This window comes from Clostridiales bacterium FE2011, from assembly GCA_017569305.1.
Classification (GTDB): Bacteria; Bacillota; Clostridia; order Christensenellales; family Aristaeellaceae; genus Aristaeella.
The window spans coordinates 2,321,963-2,344,334 of the sequence record CP069418.1; the positions used below are offsets into that span (position 1 = coordinate 2,321,963).

17 protein-coding genes are annotated in these 22,372 nt (G+C 54.1%); 15 read left to right on the forward strand and 2 right to left on the reverse strand.

Features of this window, described 5'->3' with window-relative positions:
• The first annotated feature begins 87 nt into the window (after positions 1 to 87).
• From JRC49_10555 to JRC49_10565, 3 genes are read left to right on the forward strand one after another with little or no spacing between them, the layout of a single operon-like run.
• Positions 88 to 525 (forward strand): hypothetical protein, encoded by a 438-nt coding sequence (locus tag JRC49_10555; GenBank protein ID QTE72906.1) that lies wholly within the window; start codon positions 88 to 90, stop codon positions 523 to 525.
• The gene (locus JRC49_10560; protein ID QTE70240.1) at positions 518 to 1,972 is read left to right on the forward strand and encodes a redoxin family protein; all 1,455 of its coding nucleotides are present in this window, start codon (positions 518 to 520) and stop codon (positions 1,970 to 1,972) included. Before JRC49_10555 ends, JRC49_10560 begins: the two co-directional genes overlap by 8 nt.
• A 27-nt stretch (positions 1,973 to 1,999) precedes the next feature.
• Positions 2,000 to 3,277, forward strand: a complete 1,278-nt coding sequence (locus tag JRC49_10565) for a redoxin domain-containing protein (protein ID QTE70241.1) — start codon at positions 2,000 to 2,002, stop codon at positions 3,275 to 3,277.
• Between the two features lie 66 nt (positions 3,278 to 3,343).
• Here the strand turns inward: JRC49_10565 and JRC49_10570 are convergent, their stop codons facing one another.
• Positions 3,344 to 4,462: a 5-methyltetrahydropteroyltriglutamate--homocysteine S-methyltransferase gene (locus tag JRC49_10570; GenBank protein ID QTE70242.1), complete on the reverse strand. Its 1,119-nt coding sequence runs from the start codon at positions 4,460 to 4,462 to the stop codon at positions 3,344 to 3,346.
• Between the two features lie 151 nt (positions 4,463 to 4,613).
• Here JRC49_10570 and JRC49_10575 point away from each other — a divergent pair, with 151 nt between their 5' ends.
• From JRC49_10575 to JRC49_10625, 11 genes are all read left to right on the forward strand, one after another.
• Positions 4,614 to 5,513 carry a LysR family transcriptional regulator gene (locus JRC49_10575; GenBank protein QTE70243.1) on the forward strand — a complete coding sequence of 300 codons (900 nt, stop codon included), beginning with the start codon at positions 4,614 to 4,616 and terminating at the stop codon, positions 5,511 to 5,513.
• Positions 5,514 to 5,643: 130 nt separating this feature from the next.
• Entirely contained in the window at positions 5,644 to 6,363 is a 720-nt protein-coding gene (locus JRC49_10580) for an NAD(P)H-dependent oxidoreductase (GenBank protein QTE70244.1), read from the forward strand.
• A 184-nt stretch (positions 6,364 to 6,547) separates the two neighbouring features.
• Positions 6,548 to 7,024, forward strand: a complete 477-nt coding sequence (locus tag JRC49_10585; GenBank protein ID QTE70245.1) for a sigma-70 family RNA polymerase sigma factor — start codon at positions 6,548 to 6,550, stop codon at positions 7,022 to 7,024.
• Positions 7,021 to 11,763, forward strand: coding sequence for a leucine-rich repeat domain-containing protein (locus JRC49_10590; GenBank protein ID QTE70246.1), 4,743 nt, complete (start codon positions 7,021 to 7,023; stop codon positions 11,761 to 11,763). Before JRC49_10585 ends, JRC49_10590 begins: the two co-directional genes overlap by 4 nt.
• A 129-nt stretch (positions 11,764 to 11,892) precedes the next feature.
• Positions 11,893 to 12,378: a sigma-70 family RNA polymerase sigma factor gene (locus tag JRC49_10595; protein QTE70247.1), complete on the forward strand. Its 486-nt coding sequence runs from the start codon at positions 11,893 to 11,895 to the stop codon at positions 12,376 to 12,378.
• Positions 12,365 to 16,210: a hypothetical protein gene (locus tag JRC49_10600; GenBank protein ID QTE70248.1), complete on the forward strand. Its 3,846-nt coding sequence runs from the start codon at positions 12,365 to 12,367 to the stop codon at positions 16,208 to 16,210. Before JRC49_10595 ends, JRC49_10600 begins: the two co-directional genes overlap by 14 nt.
• Before the next feature lie 109 nt (positions 16,211 to 16,319).
• Positions 16,320 to 16,895: an HD domain-containing protein gene (locus tag JRC49_10605; protein QTE70249.1), complete on the forward strand. Its 576-nt coding sequence runs from the start codon at positions 16,320 to 16,322 to the stop codon at positions 16,893 to 16,895.
• Positions 16,896 to 17,204: 309 nt separating this feature from the next.
• Complete coding sequence (locus JRC49_10610) at positions 17,205 to 17,801, forward strand: manganese efflux pump (protein ID QTE70250.1); 597 nt, start codon at positions 17,205 to 17,207, stop codon at positions 17,799 to 17,801.
• Between the two features lie 116 nt (positions 17,802 to 17,917).
• Complete coding sequence (locus tag JRC49_10615) at positions 17,918 to 18,472, forward strand: M48 family metallopeptidase (GenBank protein QTE70251.1); 555 nt, start codon at positions 17,918 to 17,920, stop codon at positions 18,470 to 18,472.
• Between the two features lie 278 nt (positions 18,473 to 18,750).
• Positions 18,751 to 20,268 (forward strand): hypothetical protein, encoded by a 1,518-nt coding sequence (locus JRC49_10620; GenBank protein ID QTE70252.1) that lies wholly within the window; start codon positions 18,751 to 18,753, stop codon positions 20,266 to 20,268.
• A gap of 112 nt (positions 20,269 to 20,380) precedes the next feature.
• The gene (locus JRC49_10625; protein ID QTE70253.1) at positions 20,381 to 20,626 is read left to right on the forward strand and encodes a hypothetical protein; all 246 of its coding nucleotides are present in this window, start codon (positions 20,381 to 20,383) and stop codon (positions 20,624 to 20,626) included.
• Here the strand turns inward: JRC49_10625 and JRC49_10630 are convergent, their stop codons facing one another.
• Complete coding sequence (locus JRC49_10630; protein QTE70254.1) at positions 20,627 to 21,169, reverse strand: DUF1273 family protein; 543 nt, start codon at positions 21,167 to 21,169, stop codon at positions 20,627 to 20,629.
• 603 nt (positions 21,170 to 21,772) lie between these two features.
• Here JRC49_10630 and JRC49_10635 point away from each other — a divergent pair.
• Positions 21,773 to 22,216: an acyl-CoA thioesterase gene (locus JRC49_10635; GenBank protein ID QTE70255.1), complete on the forward strand. Its 444-nt coding sequence runs from the start codon at positions 21,773 to 21,775 to the stop codon at positions 22,214 to 22,216.
• Positions 22,217 to 22,372 lie beyond the last annotated feature (156 nt).

Genomic DNA, 22,372 nt, shown 5'->3' on the forward strand with positions numbered 1-22,372 from the left:
TACCTCTTGCAATTCGGAACGAATTGCAAGTATGTTTCGTTAAATACATATCCGACGCCTTGAGGGCGCGGATGATTCTATGCGGAGGTGAACCTTACGGATAAGGGAAAGATCCTGCCGATTCTGCTGGCAGTCTGCTGTATCGCGCTGGCGGTGATTCTTGCTGCGGGAGCCATTATCCTTTATGTGGACGGAGCGGCCCGCAGGGCGGAAAACCCGCTGGAAAGCATCTATACGGCGGAGAAGGCCGGTCAGGTGATGAAGGCAGCTTTACCGGTATTCCTGGTGCTCCTCTGCGCACTGGCGGTCTCCATTGTATCGGGGGTTAAACCGAAAACCGGGAAAGCGTCGAAGAACGTTGTCCGGATGAAGCCGCAGGCGGAACCGAAGCATGTGAATACCCTCCGGGCAGTCGTTGTGATCGCGGCAGTGCTGCTGATCATCGCGGGAATCCTGAACGGCGGAGCCCTGGACGTGCTGGTGAAAGCCATCAATATCTGTACGGAGTGTGTGGGCCTTGGATAAGAAGAATGTATGGCAGGCCTTCCGTCCGACAAAGAGAAGGCTTGTCCAGCTGTACGTGGCGCTTTTGCATAACGCGTACCTCAGGGGATTTATTGAAGGGAAGATCTATGAAGGAAAGGCCAAGGCACTGTGCGTGCCCGGCCTGAACTGCTATTCCTGTCCCGGCGCGGCAGGCGCCTGCCCGCTGGGATCCATCCAGAACGCGCTGGCTGCCACGGGACACCGGGCAGGCTGGTATGTGCTGGGGATGATCATGCTCTTCGGCGTGGTGCTGGGCCGCACGATCTGCGGCTGGCTGTGCCCTATAGGCCTGATCCAGGAACTGCTCCATAAGATCCCGGTGCCGAAGATCCGCAAAAGCCGGATCACCCGGGCGCTTTCCTGGCTGAAATACGGGATCCTGGCGGTGTTTGTGATTGCCGTTCCCCTGTACTTCGGCCTTGCCAAAGACCTGCCGCTGCCGGCCTTCTGCAAGTATATCTGCCCGGCCGGTACCCTTGAGGGCGCAGGCGGCCACCTGGTGAATCCCGCCAATGCGTCCATGTATGAGATGCTGGGCCTGATCTTTACCCGCAAGTGGGTGATTATGCTGGCCATCGGCCTGGCCTGCGTGTTCTGCTACCGCAGCTTCTGCCGTTTCCTCTGTCCCCTCGGGGCGATCTACGGGCTGTTCAACCGCTTCAGTATCGTCGGGGTGAAAACGGACGCGGACCGCTGCAACGGCTGCGGCGCCTGTGTGCGCCACTGTGAGATGGACGTGAAGCACGTGGGTGACCACGAGTGCATCCAGTGCGGAAAGTGCATTGACGTCTGCAGCCAGGGAGCCATCTCCCTGAAGGCGGGAAAGATCACGCTTAAGGGACCGGAAACCGGCGCGGAAAAGAAACCCGCAAAGAGCCGGAAGATCGCCTTCCGGGCCATCGCCATCGCGGTGCTGTGCCTGGTGCTGGTGTGGTTCAACTTCCTGGATCCCTCCATCCGGCAGAAAGAAAGCACCCCGACGGAAAGCGCCGCGGCTGTGGGATACGAGGTCGGCGAGCAGCTGGCGGACTTTACCCTGGCCTGCTACGACGGCAGCGAGTTCCATCTGGCGGACACCCGGGGGAAGGTGGTATTCATCAACCGCTGGGCCACCTGGTGCACGCCGTGCATCGCGGAACTCCCGTACTTCAACGACCTGTATGAAGCCCACCGGGACGATATCGCCATGATCGTGATCCACCCGGAAATGACGGTGGAGGATCCGGCGGAATACCTGGCGCAGTTCGGCTACTCCATGCCCTGCGCGACGGACGAAGCAGGCGATCCCGTGAAGGAGATCGTGGGCGGAACAGCCACCCTGCCCCAGACGATCGTATTAAACCGGCGGGGAGAGGTCATCTACAACAGCGTCAGCTCCGTGACGCCGGAGAAGCTGGAAGCCCTCTACCAGGAAGCGGCGAAATAAGCAAAGAAAACCAAGGAGAAAAGAACGATGAAGAAATTAATCATACTGATCCTGACAATACTTGTGCTGTGCCTCGGCACGGCGTCTGCGGATACCGGCATGACGCTGGGCGAACCCTTTATGGACTTCACGGCCACGGATACGGAAGGCAACACCTTCACCCTGTCCGAAGCCCTGAAGGATCATGAAGCGGTGCTGCTGAACATTTGGGCCACCTGGTGCGGACCCTGCCAGGGCGAGTTCCCGGACCTGGAGAAAGCCTACCAGAAGTATAAGGACAAGGTGGCGTTTATTGCCCTGTCCTATGATGACAACGACACGATTGAAAAGATCGCGGCCTTCAGGGATGAGTACCAGCTGACCTTCCCCATGGGACGGGACGAAGGCTCAGCCCTGTATAACTACGTCGCCCAGTACGGCGTGCCCACTACGGTCGTGATTGACCGCTTCGGCAACGCGGGCTTCCTGCGGCTGGGCAGCTTCAACACCGCCGAGGAAGTCGGCAATGTGCTGGACAGGTTCCTGGGAGACGACTACACGGAAACGGCTGTGCTGACCAGGATTCCGAAGAAGGGAGTCACCCGCGCCTATCCGGTGTCTCCTGCCCGGGCAATGCATATAGACAACGAGAACGTGAAGAAGGCCAGATTCCATCTTACCAATGCCATGTCAGATGATTATCTGATGGCCTATGTGGTCAGCGAGGATACGGCACACCTGCGCTTTGACATCACTGCCGCGGATGACGCTGCGGACATGATGTACTATGACGACGCGAAGGTGGAACGGGTGGACCTGCCGGATATCCTGGACGCGGAGCGCAACGTCTTTACCTACGACCAGGCCATGGAAAGCCCGGAAGGCACCCACTACCTGTACGGCCTGTACTATAACGTGGGCATGGAAGGCGATCCGGACCTGATGGAGTTCTTCCTGTTACAGAAAGAGGAATACCTGGAGGAGCTGGCGGATTACCTGCGCACCATGGAATATGAGGTGAGCTGGGAATTCGTCGAAGACACCCCGGCGGAGAAGACGGAGCAGAAGGCCTACGTGCTGCACGTGGAGGACCAGGACGGCAATCCCGTGCCGGGCGTGGCGGTGAACTTCTGCACGGACGCGGCCTGCACCATGCAGCAGAGCGACGAAAACGGCGTGATCACCTTTGAAGGCGAAAAGGCCAACTACCATGTGCAGATTCTCAAGGCGCCGGAAGGCTACAGCTTTAACAAGAACTTTGAACTGTACACCGGAGACGCTTATGGCGAGTGGGTGCTGCACGTCGGCAACGACAGCCTGAAATAAAGATCATAAAGACATCAAGGAGCCCCTCCGGATCAACCGGAGGGGCTCCTCTTTTGCAAACAGGGGTCATTCCCCCCAGACTTCGTCAGCGATTTCCTTGACCAGCTTCAGCTTGGCCCACTGTTCTTCCTCGGTCAGCTTATTGCCGATTTCGCAGGAGGCGAAACCGCACTGAGGACTCAGGCACAGGCGGCTGAGCGGAATATACTGGGCGGCTGCGTGGATCCGCTTGATGATCTGCTGCTTGTCCTCCAGGACGGGGGACTTGGTGGTGATCAGGCCGAGGACCACCTTCTTGTCATCGGACACCTTGGCCAGCGGGATAAAACCGCCGGAGCGCTCGTCGTCGTATTCCAGGAAGAGGGCGTTTACGTTCTCCCGAGCGAAGACGTAGTCCGCCACGGAATCATAGGGGCCGCTGGTGAAATAGGTGGAGTGGTAGTTGCCGCGGCAGATATGGGAGTTGATGATCATATCCTCCGGCTTGTCTTCCAGGGCCAGGTTGTTGACCTGAAGCAGCTGGGACTTGACCTCGTCCAGGTCGATGCCCAGCGCCTTATACCGCTGCTGCGCCGCGTCACCCACCAGGGCGCCCCAGGTGCAGTCGTCCAGCTGGAGGTTACGGCAGCCCGCGTCATAGAACTGGCGGATAACCTCCTGGTAGGCCTTGCCGATATCCTGGATCAGTTCCTCGTTTTCCGGATAGAACTTCCGGGTGGTTTCGTAATTGGCGGGGATGATCATCTGCTGGAACATCTGGGCCGGGGCGGGGATGGTGTATTTCGCCACGGTGTTCTCGTCTTCAAACTGCTTGAGGAATTTGAAGTACTCCACAAAGGGATGGGCCTTGGCCCGGACTTTACCCACCAGGTAGGTGTCGTCCAGCACGGCCAGCTCGTCATGGAAGGGCACGCCGTTGCCGGTGGCCTGGTGATCCACGCCTTCAAAGCCCCACATGAAATCCAGGTGCCAGAAGGTTCTCCTGAACTCGCCGTCGGTGATCACGTGATAGCCCAGCTCCTTCTGCTTGGCCACCACCTTGGTGATTTCCTCATTGACGACTTTATCAAACGCGGCCTGGTCAATCTTCCCGGCGCGCAGGGCGGCCTTCGCGTCCTTCAGGGCCTGCGGCCGCAGGAAGCTTCCCACAAAATCATACCGGAAGGGTGTCTGTAATTTACTCATAATCCCGGTCTCCTCTCAATGCGATAGTCTGAGCGGATTTTATACCTACCACGACAATAGGTAAAATATATCTTTTCAGGGGCTGACCATAGATAAAATCTATGATTAATGATATACTTGCAAAAAATTCTATTTAAAGGGGAGAAGCAGTATGACCCTGAAACAGCTCCAGTATGTGGTCACGGTGGCCGAAACCGGGAACATCACCGAGGCGGCGAAGAAACTGTTCATTGCCCAGCCCAGCCTGACGGCGGCGGTGCATGAGCTGGAAAAGGAATACGGCATTATCCTGTTCTCCCGCTCCAACAAGGGCATTGAGCTCACGTCCGACGGGGAGGAGTTCCTGGGCTATGCCCGGCAGGTGCTGGAGCAGGCCAACCTGATCGATGAGCGGTACGCGGGCAAGGGCATGGGCAAGCAGCGCTTCTGCGTTTCCTCCCAGCATTATTCCTTCGCGGTGGAGGCCTTTGTGCAGCTGCTGAAGGAGCTGGGCGGGGACAAGTATGAATTCCATATGCGGGAAACCCAGACCTATGACATCATCGAGGACGTGGCGCGGCTTCGCAGCGAGATCGGGATCCTGTATCTGAACCGGTTCAATGAAACCGTAATCCGGAAAACCCTGCGGGACAACAACCTGTCCTTCTTTTCCCTGTTCACCGTAAAACCCCATGTGTTCATCGGCAAGGGAAATCCGCTGGCCGGGAAGAAGAGCCTGACCCTGGAGGACCTGAAGCCTTATCCCCGACTTTCCTATGAGCAAGGGAGCCACAATTCCTTCTATTTTTCCGAGGAGATCCTGAGCACCGCGGACAGCGACCGGGAACTGGTGGTCTGCGACCGGGCCACGCTGTTCAATATGCTGATCGGCCTGAACGGCTATACAATCTGCAGCGGCGTGATCAGCGAGGAGCTGAACGGGCCGAACATCATTGCCAAGCCCCTGGATGTGGACGATTATATGGAGATCGGCTACATCCTGCCGGGTTCCCTGCGCCCTTCACCGCTGACGGTCCGGTATATCGAAATCCTGAAGGAATTGTCCGCCTGACCGGAACAGGAAAATATAATATGAATCTCAGGTGATTTTAATTCAAGTCCGGAAACCGCGTGGTATCATCTGTAAACGTCGGGCGGGTAAGACGCCCGGCGAGAACAGAGATTAACGGGGGCGTAACCGGATGAAGATCACGGTAATCAACGGGACTGAAAAACACGGAGTGACATACAGACTGAAGGAAGCTTTCCTGAATGAACTCAGGGACTGCGGGGAGATTACGGAGTTTTTCCTGCCGAAGGACTGCCCGAACCTTTGCGCCGGCTGCATGAACTGCGTCAAAAGGGATGAGCAGTACTGCAAGGATCGGGAGTATGTGGAGCGCCTGGAGCAGGCCATGCTGGACGCGGACCTGCTGGTGTTCACCTTCCCGGTATATGTTTACCACGTGCCGGGCGCCCTGAAGAATATGCTGGACCATTTCGCCTACCGGTGGATGGTGCACCGCCCGGCAAAGGCCATGTTCGGCAAGCGGGCGGTGATCATCACCCAGAGCCTGGGCAGCGGGACGAAGTCTGCCGTGAAGGACCTGAAGGACAGCCTGTCCTGGTGGGGCGTGAGCAGCGTGAAGGTTTTCCGGTTCCGCCTGATGGGAGAAGTCATGTGGGACAAGCTGCCGGAGAAGAAGCGGCGCAGCATGACCGGGAAGCTGGAGTGGGCTGCCCGGGTGCTCAGCCATGTGGATTACAGCGTGCCGACGAGAACGAGGCTCGGGGTGAAGCTCAAGTTCTACGCCTCTCGAATCATGCAGAAGACGGTTGGCAAAACCCATCCGGACAGCCGGGATTACCAGTACTGGCAGGAGAACGGCTGGCTGGGGAAAGTAAGACCCTGGAAAAAATAACACTTCATGTGTGTTGATATAGATTGACACCCGCGGGAAAAAGTCCCGCGGGTGTTTGTTTTTGGGCGATCGGGCATTATAATAGACCCATCAACAAGAAAAAGTTTTATTTTTCTGACACTTCGTGAACCGATGCCCCCATAAGCCCGTCTAATATGCGTAAAAGCAGATTGGAGGAACCAAGATGACCGGCGAAGCCTTCGAACGATCCGTTACGGATATGGTACAGACGCTGTACAGGGTTACGTGCAGCCAGCTGTCCATTGAAGCGGACCGGGAGGACGCCATTCAGGAAACCCTGAGGCGGGCATGGGAAAAACGGAATTCCCTGAGAAATGAATCTTTTTTCCGTACCTGGATCATCCGGATCCTGCTGAACGTGTGTCATGACATTCAGCGGGAGAGGCAGCGGATGATACCGACGGATACGGTTCCGGAGCCGCTGCCTGGCTCTGTGAACAGTGACATTGACCTCAGGGAATGCCTGCTCCGGCTGGATGAGCGGGAACGAACTCCGATTCTGCTGTACTACCTTGAAGGATATGACGTTGGACAGATCGCGTCCATCCTGCGAATTCCGCAGGGGACCGTGAAGTCCAGGCTGAACCGGGGACGCAGACAGCTGAAGAGCATCTGCAGAGAGGAAGTGTTTGAGACGTGAAGAAAGCGGAAGATTTCCGGAAGGCCTTCGGGCCGGCAACTCCGGGATTTGAAACAGTTGTAAAGAAAACGATCAAGGAACTGCGGGCGCAGGAGATCAAGCCTGTGGTGAAGGAATGGCGGCGCTGGCGCAGGCCTGTGTTTGCCATGGCCATGGCGCTGGTGCTGTTCGTCGGCTTTGTGGCCGTCAGCGGCACGCTGAATCCCTTCAACCGGCAGGACAGGATCCGTTCCGAGGAAGAAAGCCTGTACACGGCGCAGCCGATCACGACTGTGCTGTCCATGGGCGCCGGACAGGAGGAAGGCGACGGAGACGGCGCTGAATCCGGCATCACAGATGGTGGCAAGTACTCCGCTGCGAACATTGACGAATCGGTTCAACGCAGCCTGCTGTGGTTTTTTGAAAGCTGGGCACAGGATCCGGAAAATGTAAAATGGTACTGCACGCCTGAATGGCGGGAATCCACAGACCGCGAAGAAACATTACGGGCTATCCTGGCAGACCGGACGCCGCTGAGCTACCAGATTAACGGCGTTTCCGGGCAGGAAGGTGATCCGACTCGGGAAGCTGTCTGCACGGTGGAAATGGAAAAGGGGCGGTTTGAACGGTTTACCATTGCTCTCATAAAGGATGAGTATGAAAGCTACGATGTGGATCCCGAAGGTCTGAAGAGCGGGGATCCAGTGGAGGCGAATTCTTTCGCAAAAACAGTTGTCTTGTCAGAAGAAGGGCTCATCAGCGCCAGACTGGATCTGGAATATCCCGGCCTGAGCGAAAAACTGGTTCCGGTCAACCTCAGCAGTGAGAAAAACGGACTGCGGGCTGAAGTGATTTCCGGCTATGTCAGTGAAAAAGACGGCTATTTTGTGATTTCCCTGGAGGATCCGGAAGGTAAATATTCAGGCTATGGTTTATCTCCATGGTTTGAAAACAGTATTACAACGACTGCCGGAACCGGATGGCATTCTCTTGGTGAAAATGAAGCGGAGCACAGGCATTTCTATCTCTACCATCCCAAATACAGCAATCCTGTTCAGGACATGAACGAGACCTTCACGGTCGGAGTTGAGACGATCACGATTGAACAGCAAGAGGGGACTGCCCTGCTTCCGCTGCTGCAGCGGTACGGAAAAACCGTGGAAGGGATACAAAGACCTGCGCAGGTTCTGCGCAGGAGCTCAACGCAGGCTGCAGTACCAAAGGACCTGAAGGTTCTGGATTATACCCAGCCGCTGGATATTCCGCTGTTCAAAGATGTCTGCCTGTCCGGCATCGGCTGGATCGATGGCCAGCTGCATGTGCAGTTCCATAATACGGGTATAGAAGAATACAGGAAGAACGGCAGAAGCTACGGCGGTGTATGGAGCGTATGGCCTTACTGCAATGCTGAAGAAGTGAATTACAGCTCGGTACAATGGGATGCAAACTACGACGGCAAAGAGGAATGGGAAGAATATATCTATGACGTCGGGCCCGAAGAATGTGACGGCCTGGAACTGACTGTATCTGTGTCGGTGCTGGCAGACGTCCTCGACGATGGATGGATGGTCGAAATCCCACTGGAACAGATTTGCGGGAATGTGTTGAAGAGTGAACATGAAATGTTCCCGATCAACCTCAGCTGTGAAGACAATGGTTTCCGAATGGAAGTAATCTCCGGCAAGGTCAGTGGTAAGGAAGCCAGCTTTAAAATCACGCTGGAAGACCTGGAAGGCAAGTACGCTGACTATACGTGGAGCCAGAGCTTTGAGGTGGAAATTCCGGACGTGTACAGTCCGAGTTGTTCCAGTTATCCCCTGAACGGCAGTGAGACGGAGCACAGGATCACATATCAGCATATGCAGGAATTCACTGAGCCTGTCCGGAACGGGGAGCAGACGGTTACTGTAAAGGCACCGAATATCAGGCTTGAAGAGGAAGCTGAAATCAGTCTGATTCCGTTGCTGCGGGAGCATGGAAAAACGGAAGATGGCGTGAGAATGCCGAGAATTCTCTACTCCTATCCCGATCAGTCCGAGCTGCCGAAGGACCTGAAGGTCCTGGATTATAACAAGCCGCTGGATATCCCGCTATTTAAAGACGTCAAGCTGTCCGGCATCGGCTGGATTGATGACCAGCTGCATGTTCAGTTCCACAACACAGGCCGCTGCGGAGTAACCGCAGGAGAAACCTGGTATAACGCGTGGAGTACATGGATTGACGGTCAGAATTGGACAGAAATTGGATACAGTAAGCTGGATTGGGATGAAAACTCAGACAGTTTTCCTGAGTGGACTGAATACGTCATCAACGTGAAGCCGGAGGAAGCGGAAGACCTGGAACTGGTCGCGTGTATAACCGTGTTGAAAGAGATCCTGACGGGCAGCTGGCAAGTTGAGGTTCCGTTGAACCAGATCTGGGCGGAGTCCGATGAAGCAGAACCGGCGGAGACCGCCGAAGCGGAAGAACCTGTCCGGCTGGACCGGCTGGAAGACTATAACCAGATGCAGTTGTGGAGTTTCTTCCAGTACTGGGCTCAGGGTGACGCGGATTATATGATCTATGAACTTGAACCTGAACAGCGTGACGGCGGAAAAGAAACCCTGGCACAGCTGCGGGAACTGATGGAAGGCGGCACACCGCTGAGCTACCAGATTAACAGCCGGAGAACAGAGATCGGTGGATCAATCTACGTATGCACAGTGGAGATGGATCCGGGCAACGGAGAAGCCCCCAGGTATGAGCGCTTTGACATCCACATGAAGGGACAGGCAGGGGAGAACGGTATTGATCTTACCAGCCTGAAAGAGCGGCAGCCCGGAGAGAAAAATCCGGACCTGCAGACGGTTTCCCTTGCCCGGGAAGCAATCATCAATGACTATCTGGATTATTTCGATCCCGGCGTCAGGGAAAGGCTGCAGCCGATCGGCCTGAGCTGTGAAAATAATGGTATCCGGATGGAACTGATCTCCGGCCTGGTAGACGGTACTGAAGAGTGGGTTTTCTATTCCGTGGAAGATATTGAAAAGAAGTATGATAACTACCAGCTGGATGGTTCCCGGCTGGAGGAAGATACCGGAATCCTGAATAGTTTCTCGTCTTCGCCGGTATACCGGGACAAGGCGGAACATAAGGATTACTTCCTTTGGAATCCCCACTACGGCAGTCCGGTTGATACCACGGCCCGGGATATCAGCCTGAAGCTGAACTATCTGGACGGTAATCTGCAGAACCGGCTCAACGTGACGGAACTGCTGGAACAGTACGGGGAAAACGCGGAAGGCATACAGGCGCCGGAAAATGCGTGGAGTATCAATTCAGATATACCGGAAGGGTTTAAAGTCCTGGATTATCATAATCCGCTGGATATTCAGCTGCTTCCCAACGCTGCCATTACCGGCATCAGCTGGATTGATGACCAGCTGCATGTGCAGATCTGTATTAATGGTATGCTATCACACAGCATCTTCTTCAACGAGACGGCGGAGGGAAATGGCGAAATTGGAAAAAGCAGGGAGGTTTCGTACAGCCCCGTAGAATGGTTTGAAGACGAGAAAAACTACAAGGAATACGTCTTTGATTACAAGCCCGGGGATGAAAAGGAGACAACCCTGGCTGTCGATTTGAACAGCGCACAGGAACGTGTTATAGGACCGTGGGAGTTCCGGTTCCCGCTGGGCATGATCTGCCCGGACGTGAAGGATGAGAAGAATCCGGAAGCGGAAGATGAAGCTGTCCCGGTGGAGAGACTGGAGGAAGACTTCGGAAACATCTCCCTTGAAGAACGTGAAGGCAAGATCACCTTTGACGTGTACGCGAATACAGATGTCTATACGAAAAACGGGATCGGTTATGCCCTCATGGAAGATGGAACCGCTGAATCCGTGAAGACAAGCACTTGCATGCCTTCCCGGGATGAGATCATTATTCCGGAAAGAGTAAGGGACTACATAGTGACGGCTATAGGTACCAGGACTTTTGACGGATATGATGTAAAGTCCCTTACTCTCCCCGATACCGTGAAAACAATCAGTAAGGGAGCATTCAGTGACTGTACCAATCTGGTGTATTTCAGGATTCCGGATGGGGTATCTTCCATTGAGGATGAGGTGTTCTATGACTGCGTAAGCATGACAGACGTAATTATCCCGGACAGCGTGACCGAAATCGGCAGCGAAGCGTTCTACAATTGCCGAAGCCTGACGGCGGCCGGAATTCCTGAAAGAACGGTTTCCATCGGCAGCTACGCCTTCCTGGGTTGTGACGGACTGACGTCCATCACGCTGCCAGATACCCTGGAAATCCTGGGAGCATACACCTTTAGCAGATGCAACGGGCTGGAATCCGTTGAGATCCCAGGCGGTGTGACATCTGTCGAAAAGGGATCATTCAAGGATTGCACTGGCCTGAAGGCTGTACGGCTGAAGGAGGGCATTGCCGAGATCGGCGAGGATGCCTTCTCGGGATGCGGAGCACTGGATACGGTTGAGCTGCCTGCAAGCCTTCTTACCATCGGAGACCGTGCGTTCCGGGAATGCGGCAGCATGAAGCAGCTTGTCCTGCCGGATGGACTGACCTTCATCGGAAGGACTGCGTTCATGAACTGTACAGGCCTGGAAGAGATTGTGATTCCGGAGAGCGTGACTACCATTGAACTCCATGCGTTCAGGGGCTGCATCAACCTGACATGTGTTGTGAAAGACGGTTCCTACGCAAAGGATTACTGTGAAGGTAACGGGATCCCGTATGTTGTTAAATAAGAGGAAGAATTGACGTCGTGATCCGGCTGTGTTATACATAGCCGGATCGTTTTTTTTCATTTCCCAAAAGCAAAAAGACCTCTTTTGTGTGTCTGTATATCAGATCGATCGAAAACGGAGGATGCGTGGATGGATCGGGAAGGACATTTCCTGGAGACGGTTCGGAAAACCAGGAACAGGATGTACCGGGTCGCGATGAGCTACCTGCATGCCGAGGCGGACGCCGAGGATGCGGTTTCAGCCGCGATTGAATCGGCATGGAATCACCTGGGACAGATCCGGAACCCGGAGGTACTGGGGACCTATCTGGTTCGCTGCGTCATCAACAGCGCGAAGAACGAGCTGCGGAGAAGAAAGCGGCTTGTCCCGCTGGAAGCCGTCCCGGAGAATCTGACTGTGGAGAAAAACGGGGACCGGCTGTTTGAGTATATCTGCGGACTGGAGGATAAATACCGGATTCCGCTGATACTCAAAATGCAGGAGCGGATGACGGAACAGGATATTGCCTCCGTGCTGCGGATTCCCCGGGGAACGGTTTCTTCCCGCATCAAGCACGCATTGAAGATACTGAAGGATCAGATGACAAAGGAGGGCCTGAATCATGCTGAAGAATGATCTGAAGAATGATATTGAAAAAACGCTGCAGGCACATTGTCCTGAACCGCCGGAAGGTTTTGCGGAAAGAATGGACAACAAGGCGATCAGCCTGATGCAGAAGAGACAAAACCAGAATGTGAATAAGGGAAGATCCAGGTACCGCCTGCCTGTGCTTGCGGTGGCAGCAGCGCTGGTGCTGTGCTTCGTGACCGCGGCTTCCCGGGATCTGATTATCCGGCCGGACGCCATCCGGGCGCGGGAAACCGCTACGCCCCTGGTGACGGTGCTGTCCGAAGGCCATGGAGAGGTAACAGAGGGTGAGGGATTATCGCAGGAAGCGATAGAGGCACTGGAAGTGAATTTCCCGGGAGTGGCTGACAAGCTGAAACCGGTGAATCTCAGCTGTGAAAAGCAGGGAATCCGGATGAATGTGATCTCCGCCCTGGTGGAAGATGATAAATCCTGGGTTGTCTATTCCCTCCAGGATCTGGAAGGAGATCGGATTTCCCGGTTTGCTGGTATGGATGTTGATCTTCTGGGCTTCGTCGGGGATGTTCCGGGATATTACTGCTATCTGGAATATAAACAGGAGGATCACAAGGTTACCTGTGTGCATTATGAAGAATATGATGAACCATATCATCCTGTGGACAATCATTTTGCCTTCAAGGTTGAAGATATAGGCAGAGAGCAGGTTGTAAAGATCGATATCCTTCCTTTCCTGAAACAATACGCAAAAACATCAGAAGGTGTAAAAGCGCCTGAAGATGCCTCTGTTTACAGCACTCAGGGGGATGTCAAATATGCATGGAGCGTGAAGGTTCTGGAGGATACCGATCCGCTGAATGTGAGCCTGTATAAAGATATTTATCTGACCGGAATCGGCTGGATTGATGACCAGCTGCATGTGCGGATTCAGGACCGTCAGCAGGAGAAAATCACAATCGGCTCTATGTCAGTTTATCCTGTGTTCCTTTCTGCTGCGGGATACTTCTCTGAGACAGGCAAGCAGTGTGAAATGGATCAGGTGGAGTGGAGCTCTGCCGGCGATGAACGCAAGGATCTGAAAGAGTATATATTCGATGTTCGTCCGGATGAAGTGGATAAGATGGAGCTCGCGGCCTGGGCTGATGACACTGTGGATGTAACAAGGGATGTGTGGGAGGTTCAGATTCCGGCTGATTCCATTCTGGCGGAAACCGAAAACCCGGCGGCTACTGTAAACGCAGTTGTTGAGAACGAATCAGACGTACAAATTAAGGCAACCCTGTGGGCATTCTTTACGGACTGGGTTGGGCAGAATACAAATTACATGCTGCTGGTGTGCGCGGATGAGTGGAAGGATCGTCAATCCGATCCGGAACAGGCCGCAAGGGAACTCATGGCATCCCGTAAACCGGACGGGTATATCATCAACAGTATTTCCGGAAAGGATAACGATCCAGTCCGTACGGTTGATTTGACTGTACAGTGGGATGCGGGTACATACAGCAGGCATGAAATACCTTTCAGACTGCAGCAGATTACTCCGGCGATGGAAGCCTACCGCGTTGATCCGGAGGGCTTTGGAAACGGAACGGCTGCTGAACCAGTACCGGAAAATGAACTGGTTCTCCTGACAGAGGAGGAGATTATCCGGAAAGAAATCAGTTATCAGGAATTTTCCTACGATGATCTGATTCCGATCAACCTGAGCATGGAAAAGCAGGGAATCCGGATGGAGGTCATTTCCGGCTGTGTAAAGGGACAGGATCTCTATATTCTCTGCTCACTTCAGGACCTTGAGGGAAGATATGACGGACTTGATATGGAGATCGAGCAGCTGTTCAAACCTGACGTTCTTCGTATGGGGTATTCAAGGCCATACAGCAATTATGCTGAAAACAAAAGCTTCTGGCTCTTCCATACAGAAGAGTTTGCCCAGTATCAGGCTGAGGACGGCACCATTCCGTTTGGAATAGATATGGTTAGATTTGAAAAAGACGAAAGCTTTGACATGCTGCCTTTCCTGGAGAAGTACGGAAAGGAAACAGAGGGAGTAAATGCACCTGAAAATGCCAGGACGTTAGGAGACAAGGAATCCGCAGAAGACCTGAAGGTTCTGGACTATACTAATCCGCTGGATGTCCCCCTTACGGAAACCGCAAAGCTGGCCGGAATCGGCTGGATAGACAATCAGCTGCATATCCAGCTGCATACTGCCACGGAAAATATCCATACAGAAGGCGGCACCTCATTTCCGGCAACAAGCGTACAAGTTTATGACCCCTTCTCCAGCCAATCGGGTCAGGTGGTGGAATGGGATGAGAACGGTGACTGGTTCAACGATTGGTATGATTATGGGCTCGATATAAAGCCGGAGGATGTTGAACAGCGATGGCTCACTGCTGAAGTCCGGGAAACCAAGGGCGTTGTGGACGACAACTGGGAAGTCCAGGTCCCGATTGATATGCTCCTGCCGGAAACCGGTGCGGAACCGGCAGCTCAGGAAGAAGAGAAAACAGTTGAGCCTGCTTCTGAGACACAGGCTGAACCGGCGGCAGAAAACAAACCGGCCTTTGACGCGGAACAGTACTATCTGGATAATCAGCTGTGGGGGTATATTTACAGCTGGGCCGGCGGCGACGTGAACGGGATGCTGACCTACAGCACTTCCGAATGGAAAAGAAATACGGAAGATCCCAAGGCCTACCTGTCTGGGATGCTGGAGAACGGACTGCCCAAGGGCATCCGGATCGACAGTATATCGGGAACCAGTGCGGATTCTGAACGGACGGCAGTTTGTACAGTACAGACGGACCGGGACGGTACGGAGGAATACGCGAAGTATAACCTGATCATCAAGCGTGAAAAACGGGGAGTATATTACATCGACTCCGGCAGCCTGGGAAGCCGTGAGCCCGCTGAGAAAGACCCGGAAGCAGAGATGATCTCCCTTTCGGACGAGTCGATTATCAGCCGTAAAATGGAAAGAAGCTTCCCGGGCATCACGGAGCAGCTGAAGCCGCTGAATATCAGCGCGGAAAAACAGGGAATCCGGCTGGAGGCTGTTTCCGCCCTGGTGCAGAAACAGGACGCATGGTTTATCTTCTCTGTGGAGGATACGGAAAACAGGTATCCGTACGGGATCACCTATGCGACAGTCAGCGAGAACACCGGTTCGCAGTCGACTTATCTGTACAGCAATTTGCTGTACAGCAACCAGGTAGAACATAAGAATTACTTTGTTCTCTGTCCCCACTATTCCTATCCGGTCAGCACCGTGGATCGTGATGTCCTGCTGAGAATGACAGGCGCGAACGCCGAGGAAGACAGGGTCTGGCTGGATATGAATGCCCTGATCAGACAGTACGGGCAGACAGTGGAAGGAATCGCTGCGCCGGAGAATACGATCAACTTTATGAGCAAAACATCGGAGGACATGTCAGGATTGAAGGTGCTGGATTATTCCCAGCCGCTGAATATTCCTGTGTGTGAACCGCTGACCCTGACGGGTATCGGCTGGATTGACGGGAAACTGCATGTTCAGTTCTATCAACGGGATATTGATAAGTACATCAGTTTCCTGGGATTTGAACAATATATACCCGGAGAAAAGGATGTTTATACGTGGTACCTCAATAGCATTTGGTATCATTGGGAAGACGTGAACGGGGGATGGTGGACGGAATATGTGATTGACTCCTTTGCTCCGGACGACGTGGACCGGGTGTGCCTGGAGACAGAGATCCAGCAGAGCAGGAACATGGATATCCGGGATAACATGCTGGCGGTTAAAATACCCTTCTCCTCCATCTGGGTCGGGGACGAAGCCGGACAGACCTGGTCGAACGCCGCACCCAAAGAGTAAACAGAACACTTATCCCGGAACCGGGGAGGGCTTCTCCCCGGTTTTCTTGTTGTTCCTCCGGTTCCGTGATATGATGAACACAATCAAAAAACGGTGAGGATTGCGGGAAATGCAGCAGATGATTGACGCGGCCAAAGAATATATCCGGGAACTGTTCGCGGAGAACGCGGACGGTCACGGGCTGGAGCATGCCTTGCGGGTTTACCGCAATGCCATCCTGATCGCCGAAACGGAGCCGGGGGCGGATAAACAGATTGTGGCGCTGGGCGCTCTGCTCCATGACGCGGATGACCATAAGCTGTTCCATACGGAGAATAATGCCAATGCCCGGCGCTTCCTGGAGGCACAGGGCGTGGGGCAGGAAACCGCGGACCGGATCTGCGAGGCCATCAACGCGGTGTCCTTCAGCCAGAATAAGGGAAAACGCCCCGGGACAATTGAGGGACAGATCATCCAGGACGCGGACCGGCTGGACGCCATCGGCGCGGTGGGCATCGCCCGCACCTTTGCCTACGGCGGCAAGCACGGCCGGACGCCGGAAGGCTCCATATCCCACTTCCACGAGAAACTCCTCCTGCTCAGGGACCTGATGAACACGCAGAAGGCAAAGGAGCTGGCGGAGGAACGCCACGCCTTCATGGAGCAGTTCCTTCAGGAATGGGATCGGGAACTGGGAGAAAAATGAGGATGAATGCCGATTGTTAGAAACGACTAATATCAATTGATCCAAAAAACAAAAAAGCATGATATTGCGTTGCATATAAACGTTTCAAACATTAGAATTGACTAACCGCAAATCCCGCTCCTACAATGGGTTACGACCCATGAGGGAGTAGCAAGCGTGAATGCGCAGCAAGTCAACATACTGGCCTTCAGGCCTGGCTTGCTTTAATATGCGAGACTCATGTATAACTGCGAAGCTATACATGTGTTGTCTCGAAGACAGTCAGGTATGGATTCGCCGTACCTGACTGTTTTATTGGGGGGAACGGAATTGCAGTTCAATTTCTTATTCGTGCTCAACAGTATCCTGTTCGGCGTCGGCCTGGCGATGGACGCGTTTTCAGTCTCCATTGCCAACGGGCTGAACGAGCCGAAAATGCCGGCGAAGCGGGTGCTGCTGATTGCCGGAACCTTCGGCCTCTTCCAGACGGTAATGCCCCTGGCGGGCTGGCTGTGCGTGCATTCCATTGCTGAAGCTTTCCAGGCCTTTCAGCCCTTTATTCCCTGGATTGCGCTGGCACTGCTGCTGTTTATCGGCATCAAGATGATCCTGGAGGGCCGGAAGGAAGAAACGGACAAGGCTGAAGAGGAAGAGACCAGACTGCTTCACGGCGGCGCCCTGCTGGTGCAGGGAATTGCCACTTCCATTGACGCGCTGTCCGTCGGTTTTACCATTGCGGAATATACCTGGGTGTTTGCCTTGATTGAATCGGTGATTATCGGCCTGGTGACCTTCGGCATATGCATTGCGGGGGTCAAGCTGGGCAAGACGGTCGGTATGAAACTGGCCGGAAAGGCTTCCATCTTCGGCGGGATTATCCTGATTCTGATCGGCTTGGAAATATTCATTACCGGCGTATGTAAATAATTCATAATTCAGAATTCAGAATTCAGAATTTATAGTGATTCTGCTGGCCATATTTTTCTTGACTGATCGAAATACTGCAAAGCGAAGAAGTTATCTCCAGTAACGGAGGAGTAAACATGGAAACAACGTGGAATGTGCAGCTGATCCGGTGCAGGCGGAGGTCTGTGGGGATCCGGATTGAGGGGACGGGGGAGATCATCGTCCGTGCGCCGCTGCGCATGCCGGAGACGGAAATCCGGAAGGTACTGGAAAGCAAGCGGAGCTGGATTGAGAAAACGCTGCAGAAGATCAAAGCCCGGGCACAGGAACCGAAGCTGACGGAGGAAGAACTGTCCGCGCTGGTGAAACAGGCGAAAAAAGTGATCCCTCCCCGGGTGGCGGAACGGGCCAGGCAGATCGGCGTGACCTACGGGCGGATTGCGATCAGGAAACAGAAAAGCCTCTGGGGCAGCTGCTCTGCAAAGGGAAACCTGAACTTCAACTGCCTGCTGATGCTCTGCCCGGAGGACGTGCTGGATTATGTGATTGTGCATGAGCTGTGCCACCGGAAGGAACTGAACCACTCCGTCAGGTTCTGGACAGAGGTGGCGCGGATCCTGCCGGACTACAAGCAGCCGCTGAAGTGGCTGAAGAACGAAGGGCAGAGTATCATTGCGAGAATCAATTCATAATTCATAATTCACAATTCATAATTATATATACTCCGGATATATGGTGTAGTGAGTAAATCGCAGCGCTCACGTTGTCATTCCGACCGTTGTGGAGGAATCTCCTCCGGAGATGTATAGCTTCAAGCAGCAGGAACATGGGAACGATGGAAACAGGCCTGATCGTTCCCTTTTTTCTTTCCTTCTGTCTTGCTTGCAAGAAAAAACCGCTTGCTTTCGTTTCTATAGTGAGAACATAATGGATAAAAGACAGAACATGAATTGAAAAGGAGATTTGCGCCATGTTACGCACCGTTCTTTTCCGCCGCATGATCACTGTCCTGCTTCTGCTTGCCATACTGGTTTTTGCCTGCTCCTCCGCTTCCGCCAACAACTGGGGACTGAGTAAGGGCAGACTGCTGAACGCCGTTTCGGCGGATCACACCTGGGATGATTATTCCACTACCGGAGGCGGAGTCCAGGCCGGGGATTATGCCGTGCTGCACGCCCGGTACCATAACGCGCTGTTTTTTGCGGACAGTGAAAAACAGCTTCATGTGTACACAAAGGCGGTTTACCAGCCGGAGGATAAGGCGAAGGGCTTGAAGCTTACCATGAAGAACGGAATCCTGACCCTCTCCTATGGCGATGCTGAGGTCTACCGCTTCTCCGACGGGAATGGGGACGAGGATCTGGATCTGCTGGAAGCGAAGATCGGGGACTTCCGGGTCTGGCGGGATGACAAGGGCTACAGCTATTACGCGGAGGACAAGGACGGCCGGGTAGTCTTCAATGGCTGGAATCCGTTATCCGAATTCAACATCCGCCTGTTTCCCCGCTCGACAGCAGAGATCCGGCGGATCAACCTGCTGACTGCCTACATGGGGGATACCCACGAACTGTCTTCCGGTTATCCGATCAATCCGGGTAAAAAGGGAACGGCTCCGGTGTATGCCGCGCCTTTCGGCAAGAGCGCCTGGCGTGCCGCCAAGGGCAAAGCCGCTGTGGGCCTGAAGGGAGAAATCCTGTCCCTGATGGACTGGAGGAATAATGACGGCGAGACCTATACCCTGGTTCGGTACGACGTCAGTGAGCGTACCCAGCGGGTCGGCTGGGTCCTGAGCCGTGAACTGGGACGGGAGGAAAAACAACAGCAGGAGCACGATCCCCTGTATGATTTCTGCCAGGTGGATGTGTGGGCGATTGCGGATACCTACCTGACCGATGATCCGGATGTGAGCCAGTTCAGGCAGTTCGAGGTACCGAAGGAAACCTGTTTCACCTGCCTGGGAACATACAAGGGATATGCCTATGTGGAGGCGGAAGTCAATAAAAAAGGCAAGTTCACGGACGGCGGAGCCATTGTCTGGGGATTTGTACCCCTGCGGGACCTGGAGATCATGGATCCCGGAGAGGAACAGCCGGAGGTTATGAAGAAGCTGATTGGTACATGGTCTTTTGATGCGGGTGGATCCTTCGGCCCGGATGTGATCAGCTTTGCGGAGGACGGCACCTTTACCTCGAACCTGGTGGATCGGGTACATGACCTGAAGGGAAAAGAGCTGGACAGTTATAATATCAGCGGCACCTGGAAGGTGATTGCCTACAGACCCCGGTGGAACCTGTTCTGGGATGAACCGGGATATGCGCTGCTCTGCGTCGGGAATCATGGGCGCGTCAGCCTCAACGGTCTGTCCTTTGACGGAGAAGGCTTCGGCCTGACCGGCGGTGAGGGCGGCGGTGGATATGTTCCCGCTGACCCGGAACTGCTGGAAAACCCGGATTATGTTGGATATAACGAGTTCGACGCTAACGGCTGAAAATGCCCGGGAATGTGAAAACCGCCGCGGTTTGCGGCGGTTTTTCGTTGTGTGGCTGGTGGGTTTATGGTAACATTGTCTTCGCAATCAAAGGATACCGGGGGAAGAACAGATGCTGAAGGATATACTGTCTGTGTTTGGCGGGGCAATGGGACTGATTCTCCGCTTTATCCTGCTTCTCGGCCTGGGCGCGGGCGTGTTTTACTGCGCCGTGACCATGTTCTTTTACCCCATCTTCTGGGAAGGGCTGAAGCGCCTGGCTATTGCCGCGGCCTGTGTGGGCGGCATTATCCTGGTGATCCGCAGCGGCCGGGACAAGGATGACGAAGGCCCGGCGCCGGACGATTTCCGGCCGTGATTATTTCAGCGTCATCACGTTGAAACTGCTGGCGTTGAATACTTTTACCCCGTGATTCAGGGCGTATTTCACCGTATAGGCGGTGCCGGTCTGGGGCTGGTTGCAGTAACTGACACAGTAGGCTGAACCATCCACCAGCTTCCGGTCCCGCAGGAGGAATACGCCTTTTTCATATTCCTGCCGGACATAGACCACTTTGTCGCAGGCCTGGAGGATCTTTTCCTCCCGGGCGCGGAGCTCATCCGTCCAGTCCTCCCTTTCGCGCCAGGCGGGATAGGGCAGGACGGAGATGATCTTGATCTGCTGCTCCTCATGGGCTTTCAGGTTCAGCAGGTATTCCGCGGCGAGCATGTCAAAGCCGACCGCGCCGCCTACTCCGAAATACCGGACGTTGTGATCCCGGATCAGCCGGAGCAGGATGTTGCGGGCGCGGACCATGATTTTCCGCTCCTCTCCCGGAGGGATTTTGCGGTGCCCCGTCAGGCAGCAGGTCTGTTCTTCACGAGAGAGGTTTCGGTATCTCTCGGCGTAGATGTCGGTCATACAATGCCCCTTAAGAAATAATGAATACTGAAAATTTAAGACTTAAAACTTAAAAATGGTGGAGGGATGACTCCGTCATCCTTTGAATGAATGATCCGTAGCGCCCACGTTGTCATCTTGGGGTTCGAAACGCCCGGAAATCGAGCCAGGTGCCTCTCGTGCGTGGTGCGTGAGAACCGTGACTACGGTTCCGCGGTGCGCGCGCGATTCCAATCGATTTCAGTGGAGAACGGGGCGAAGAACCGATGGCCTCCAGTGGAGGGAATCTCATCGGTTCTGAGGTCAACTGAAACGAGCGATCTGTCCGGGGGACAGTCGCGACGATTGAAGTTGCGGGTATCAGCCCCGGGGTAGCAAAGCGGAGTGAGCGTAGCGAACGCGTCGAAAGATCTCCCAGCCTGTTAACGTTCGGGAACGCAATCGGAACATCAAGTATATTCGGTTTTATTATACGGGAAGGGATAATTGAAGAAAAGCGAACAAAAAGATTTTTCAGAAACGGGTGAATTTGTTTTTCTGTGCTTTGAAGGAAAACCTATGGTTTTCGAGTATATAATAATTATGAATTATGAATTGTATTCACTGTTTGGGAGGTTCAGGAACATGGCAGAGAAAACCACTACCGTACAGATCGTGATGCCCCAGCACTGCAACGGCTATGCCAAGCCCAGGCTTTTCGGCGGACAGATTATGGCATGGATCGACGTGGTGGGCGCTGTGGCGGCCCGCCGGTATACCGGACAGGCAGTGACTACAGTGTGCATTGACAACCTGACCTTCCTGAAGCCTGCCTACCTGAATGATACCGTGGTGCAGGAAGCGGTGGTCACCTGGACAGGCCGCACGTCCCTGGAGGTTCGGGTGGACAGCATGGTGGAACGCCTGGACGGCAGCCGGGAACTGATCAACCGGGCTTACGCGGTGTTCGTCGCCATTGATGAAGAGGATCATCCCGTGGCTATTCCCATGTTTATTCCGGAAACCACGGAAGAAAAGCAGGAGTACGCCGCGGCGGAAGAGAGAAGAAGGATTCGCTTACAGCGGTAAACGCCGCAAGCGATAATGAATACTGAAAACTTAAAACTGAAAAATGAATAATGGTGGAAGAAACCAGCTCTGAATAGAGCTGGTTTCTTTGAATTGATTGTTTGGTAAAATATAAATAATGAAGACGAGAACAAGCTGGAATGTCATCCTGAGCGC

What these genes read in the sequence shown, in the direction of transcription:
- JRC49_10565 (QTE70241.1), top strand. Translation starts at nt 2,000, where the DNA reads ATGAAGAAATTAATCATACTGATCCTGACAATACTTGTGCTGTGCCTC.
- JRC49_10570 (QTE70242.1), bottom strand. Translation starts at nt 4,462, where the DNA reads ATGAGTAAATTACAGACACCCTTCCGGTATGATTTTGTGGGAAGCTTC.
- JRC49_10575 (QTE70243.1), top strand. Translation starts at nt 4,614, where the DNA reads ATGACCCTGAAACAGCTCCAGTATGTGGTCACGGTGGCCGAAACCGGG.
- JRC49_10580 (QTE70244.1), top strand. Translation starts at nt 5,644, where the DNA reads ATGAAGATCACGGTAATCAACGGGACTGAAAAACACGGAGTGACATAC.
- JRC49_10585 (QTE70245.1), top strand. Translation starts at nt 6,548, where the DNA reads ATGACCGGCGAAGCCTTCGAACGATCCGTTACGGATATGGTACAGACG.
- JRC49_10595 (QTE70247.1), top strand. Translation starts at nt 11,893, where the DNA reads ATGGATCGGGAAGGACATTTCCTGGAGACGGTTCGGAAAACCAGGAAC.
- JRC49_10600 (QTE70248.1), top strand. Translation starts at nt 12,365, where the DNA reads ATGCTGAAGAATGATCTGAAGAATGATATTGAAAAAACGCTGCAGGCA.
- JRC49_10605 (QTE70249.1), top strand. Translation starts at nt 16,320, where the DNA reads ATGCAGCAGATGATTGACGCGGCCAAAGAATATATCCGGGAACTGTTC.
- JRC49_10615 (QTE70251.1), top strand. Translation starts at nt 17,918, where the DNA reads ATGGAAACAACGTGGAATGTGCAGCTGATCCGGTGCAGGCGGAGGTCT.
- JRC49_10620 (QTE70252.1), top strand. Translation starts at nt 18,751, where the DNA reads ATGTTACGCACCGTTCTTTTCCGCCGCATGATCACTGTCCTGCTTCTG.
- JRC49_10625 (QTE70253.1), top strand. Translation starts at nt 20,381, where the DNA reads ATGCTGAAGGATATACTGTCTGTGTTTGGCGGGGCAATGGGACTGATT.
- JRC49_10630 (QTE70254.1), bottom strand. Translation starts at nt 21,169, where the DNA reads ATGACCGACATCTACGCCGAGAGATACCGAAACCTCTCTCGTGAAGAA.
- JRC49_10635 (QTE70255.1), top strand. Translation starts at nt 21,773, where the DNA reads ATGGCAGAGAAAACCACTACCGTACAGATCGTGATGCCCCAGCACTGC.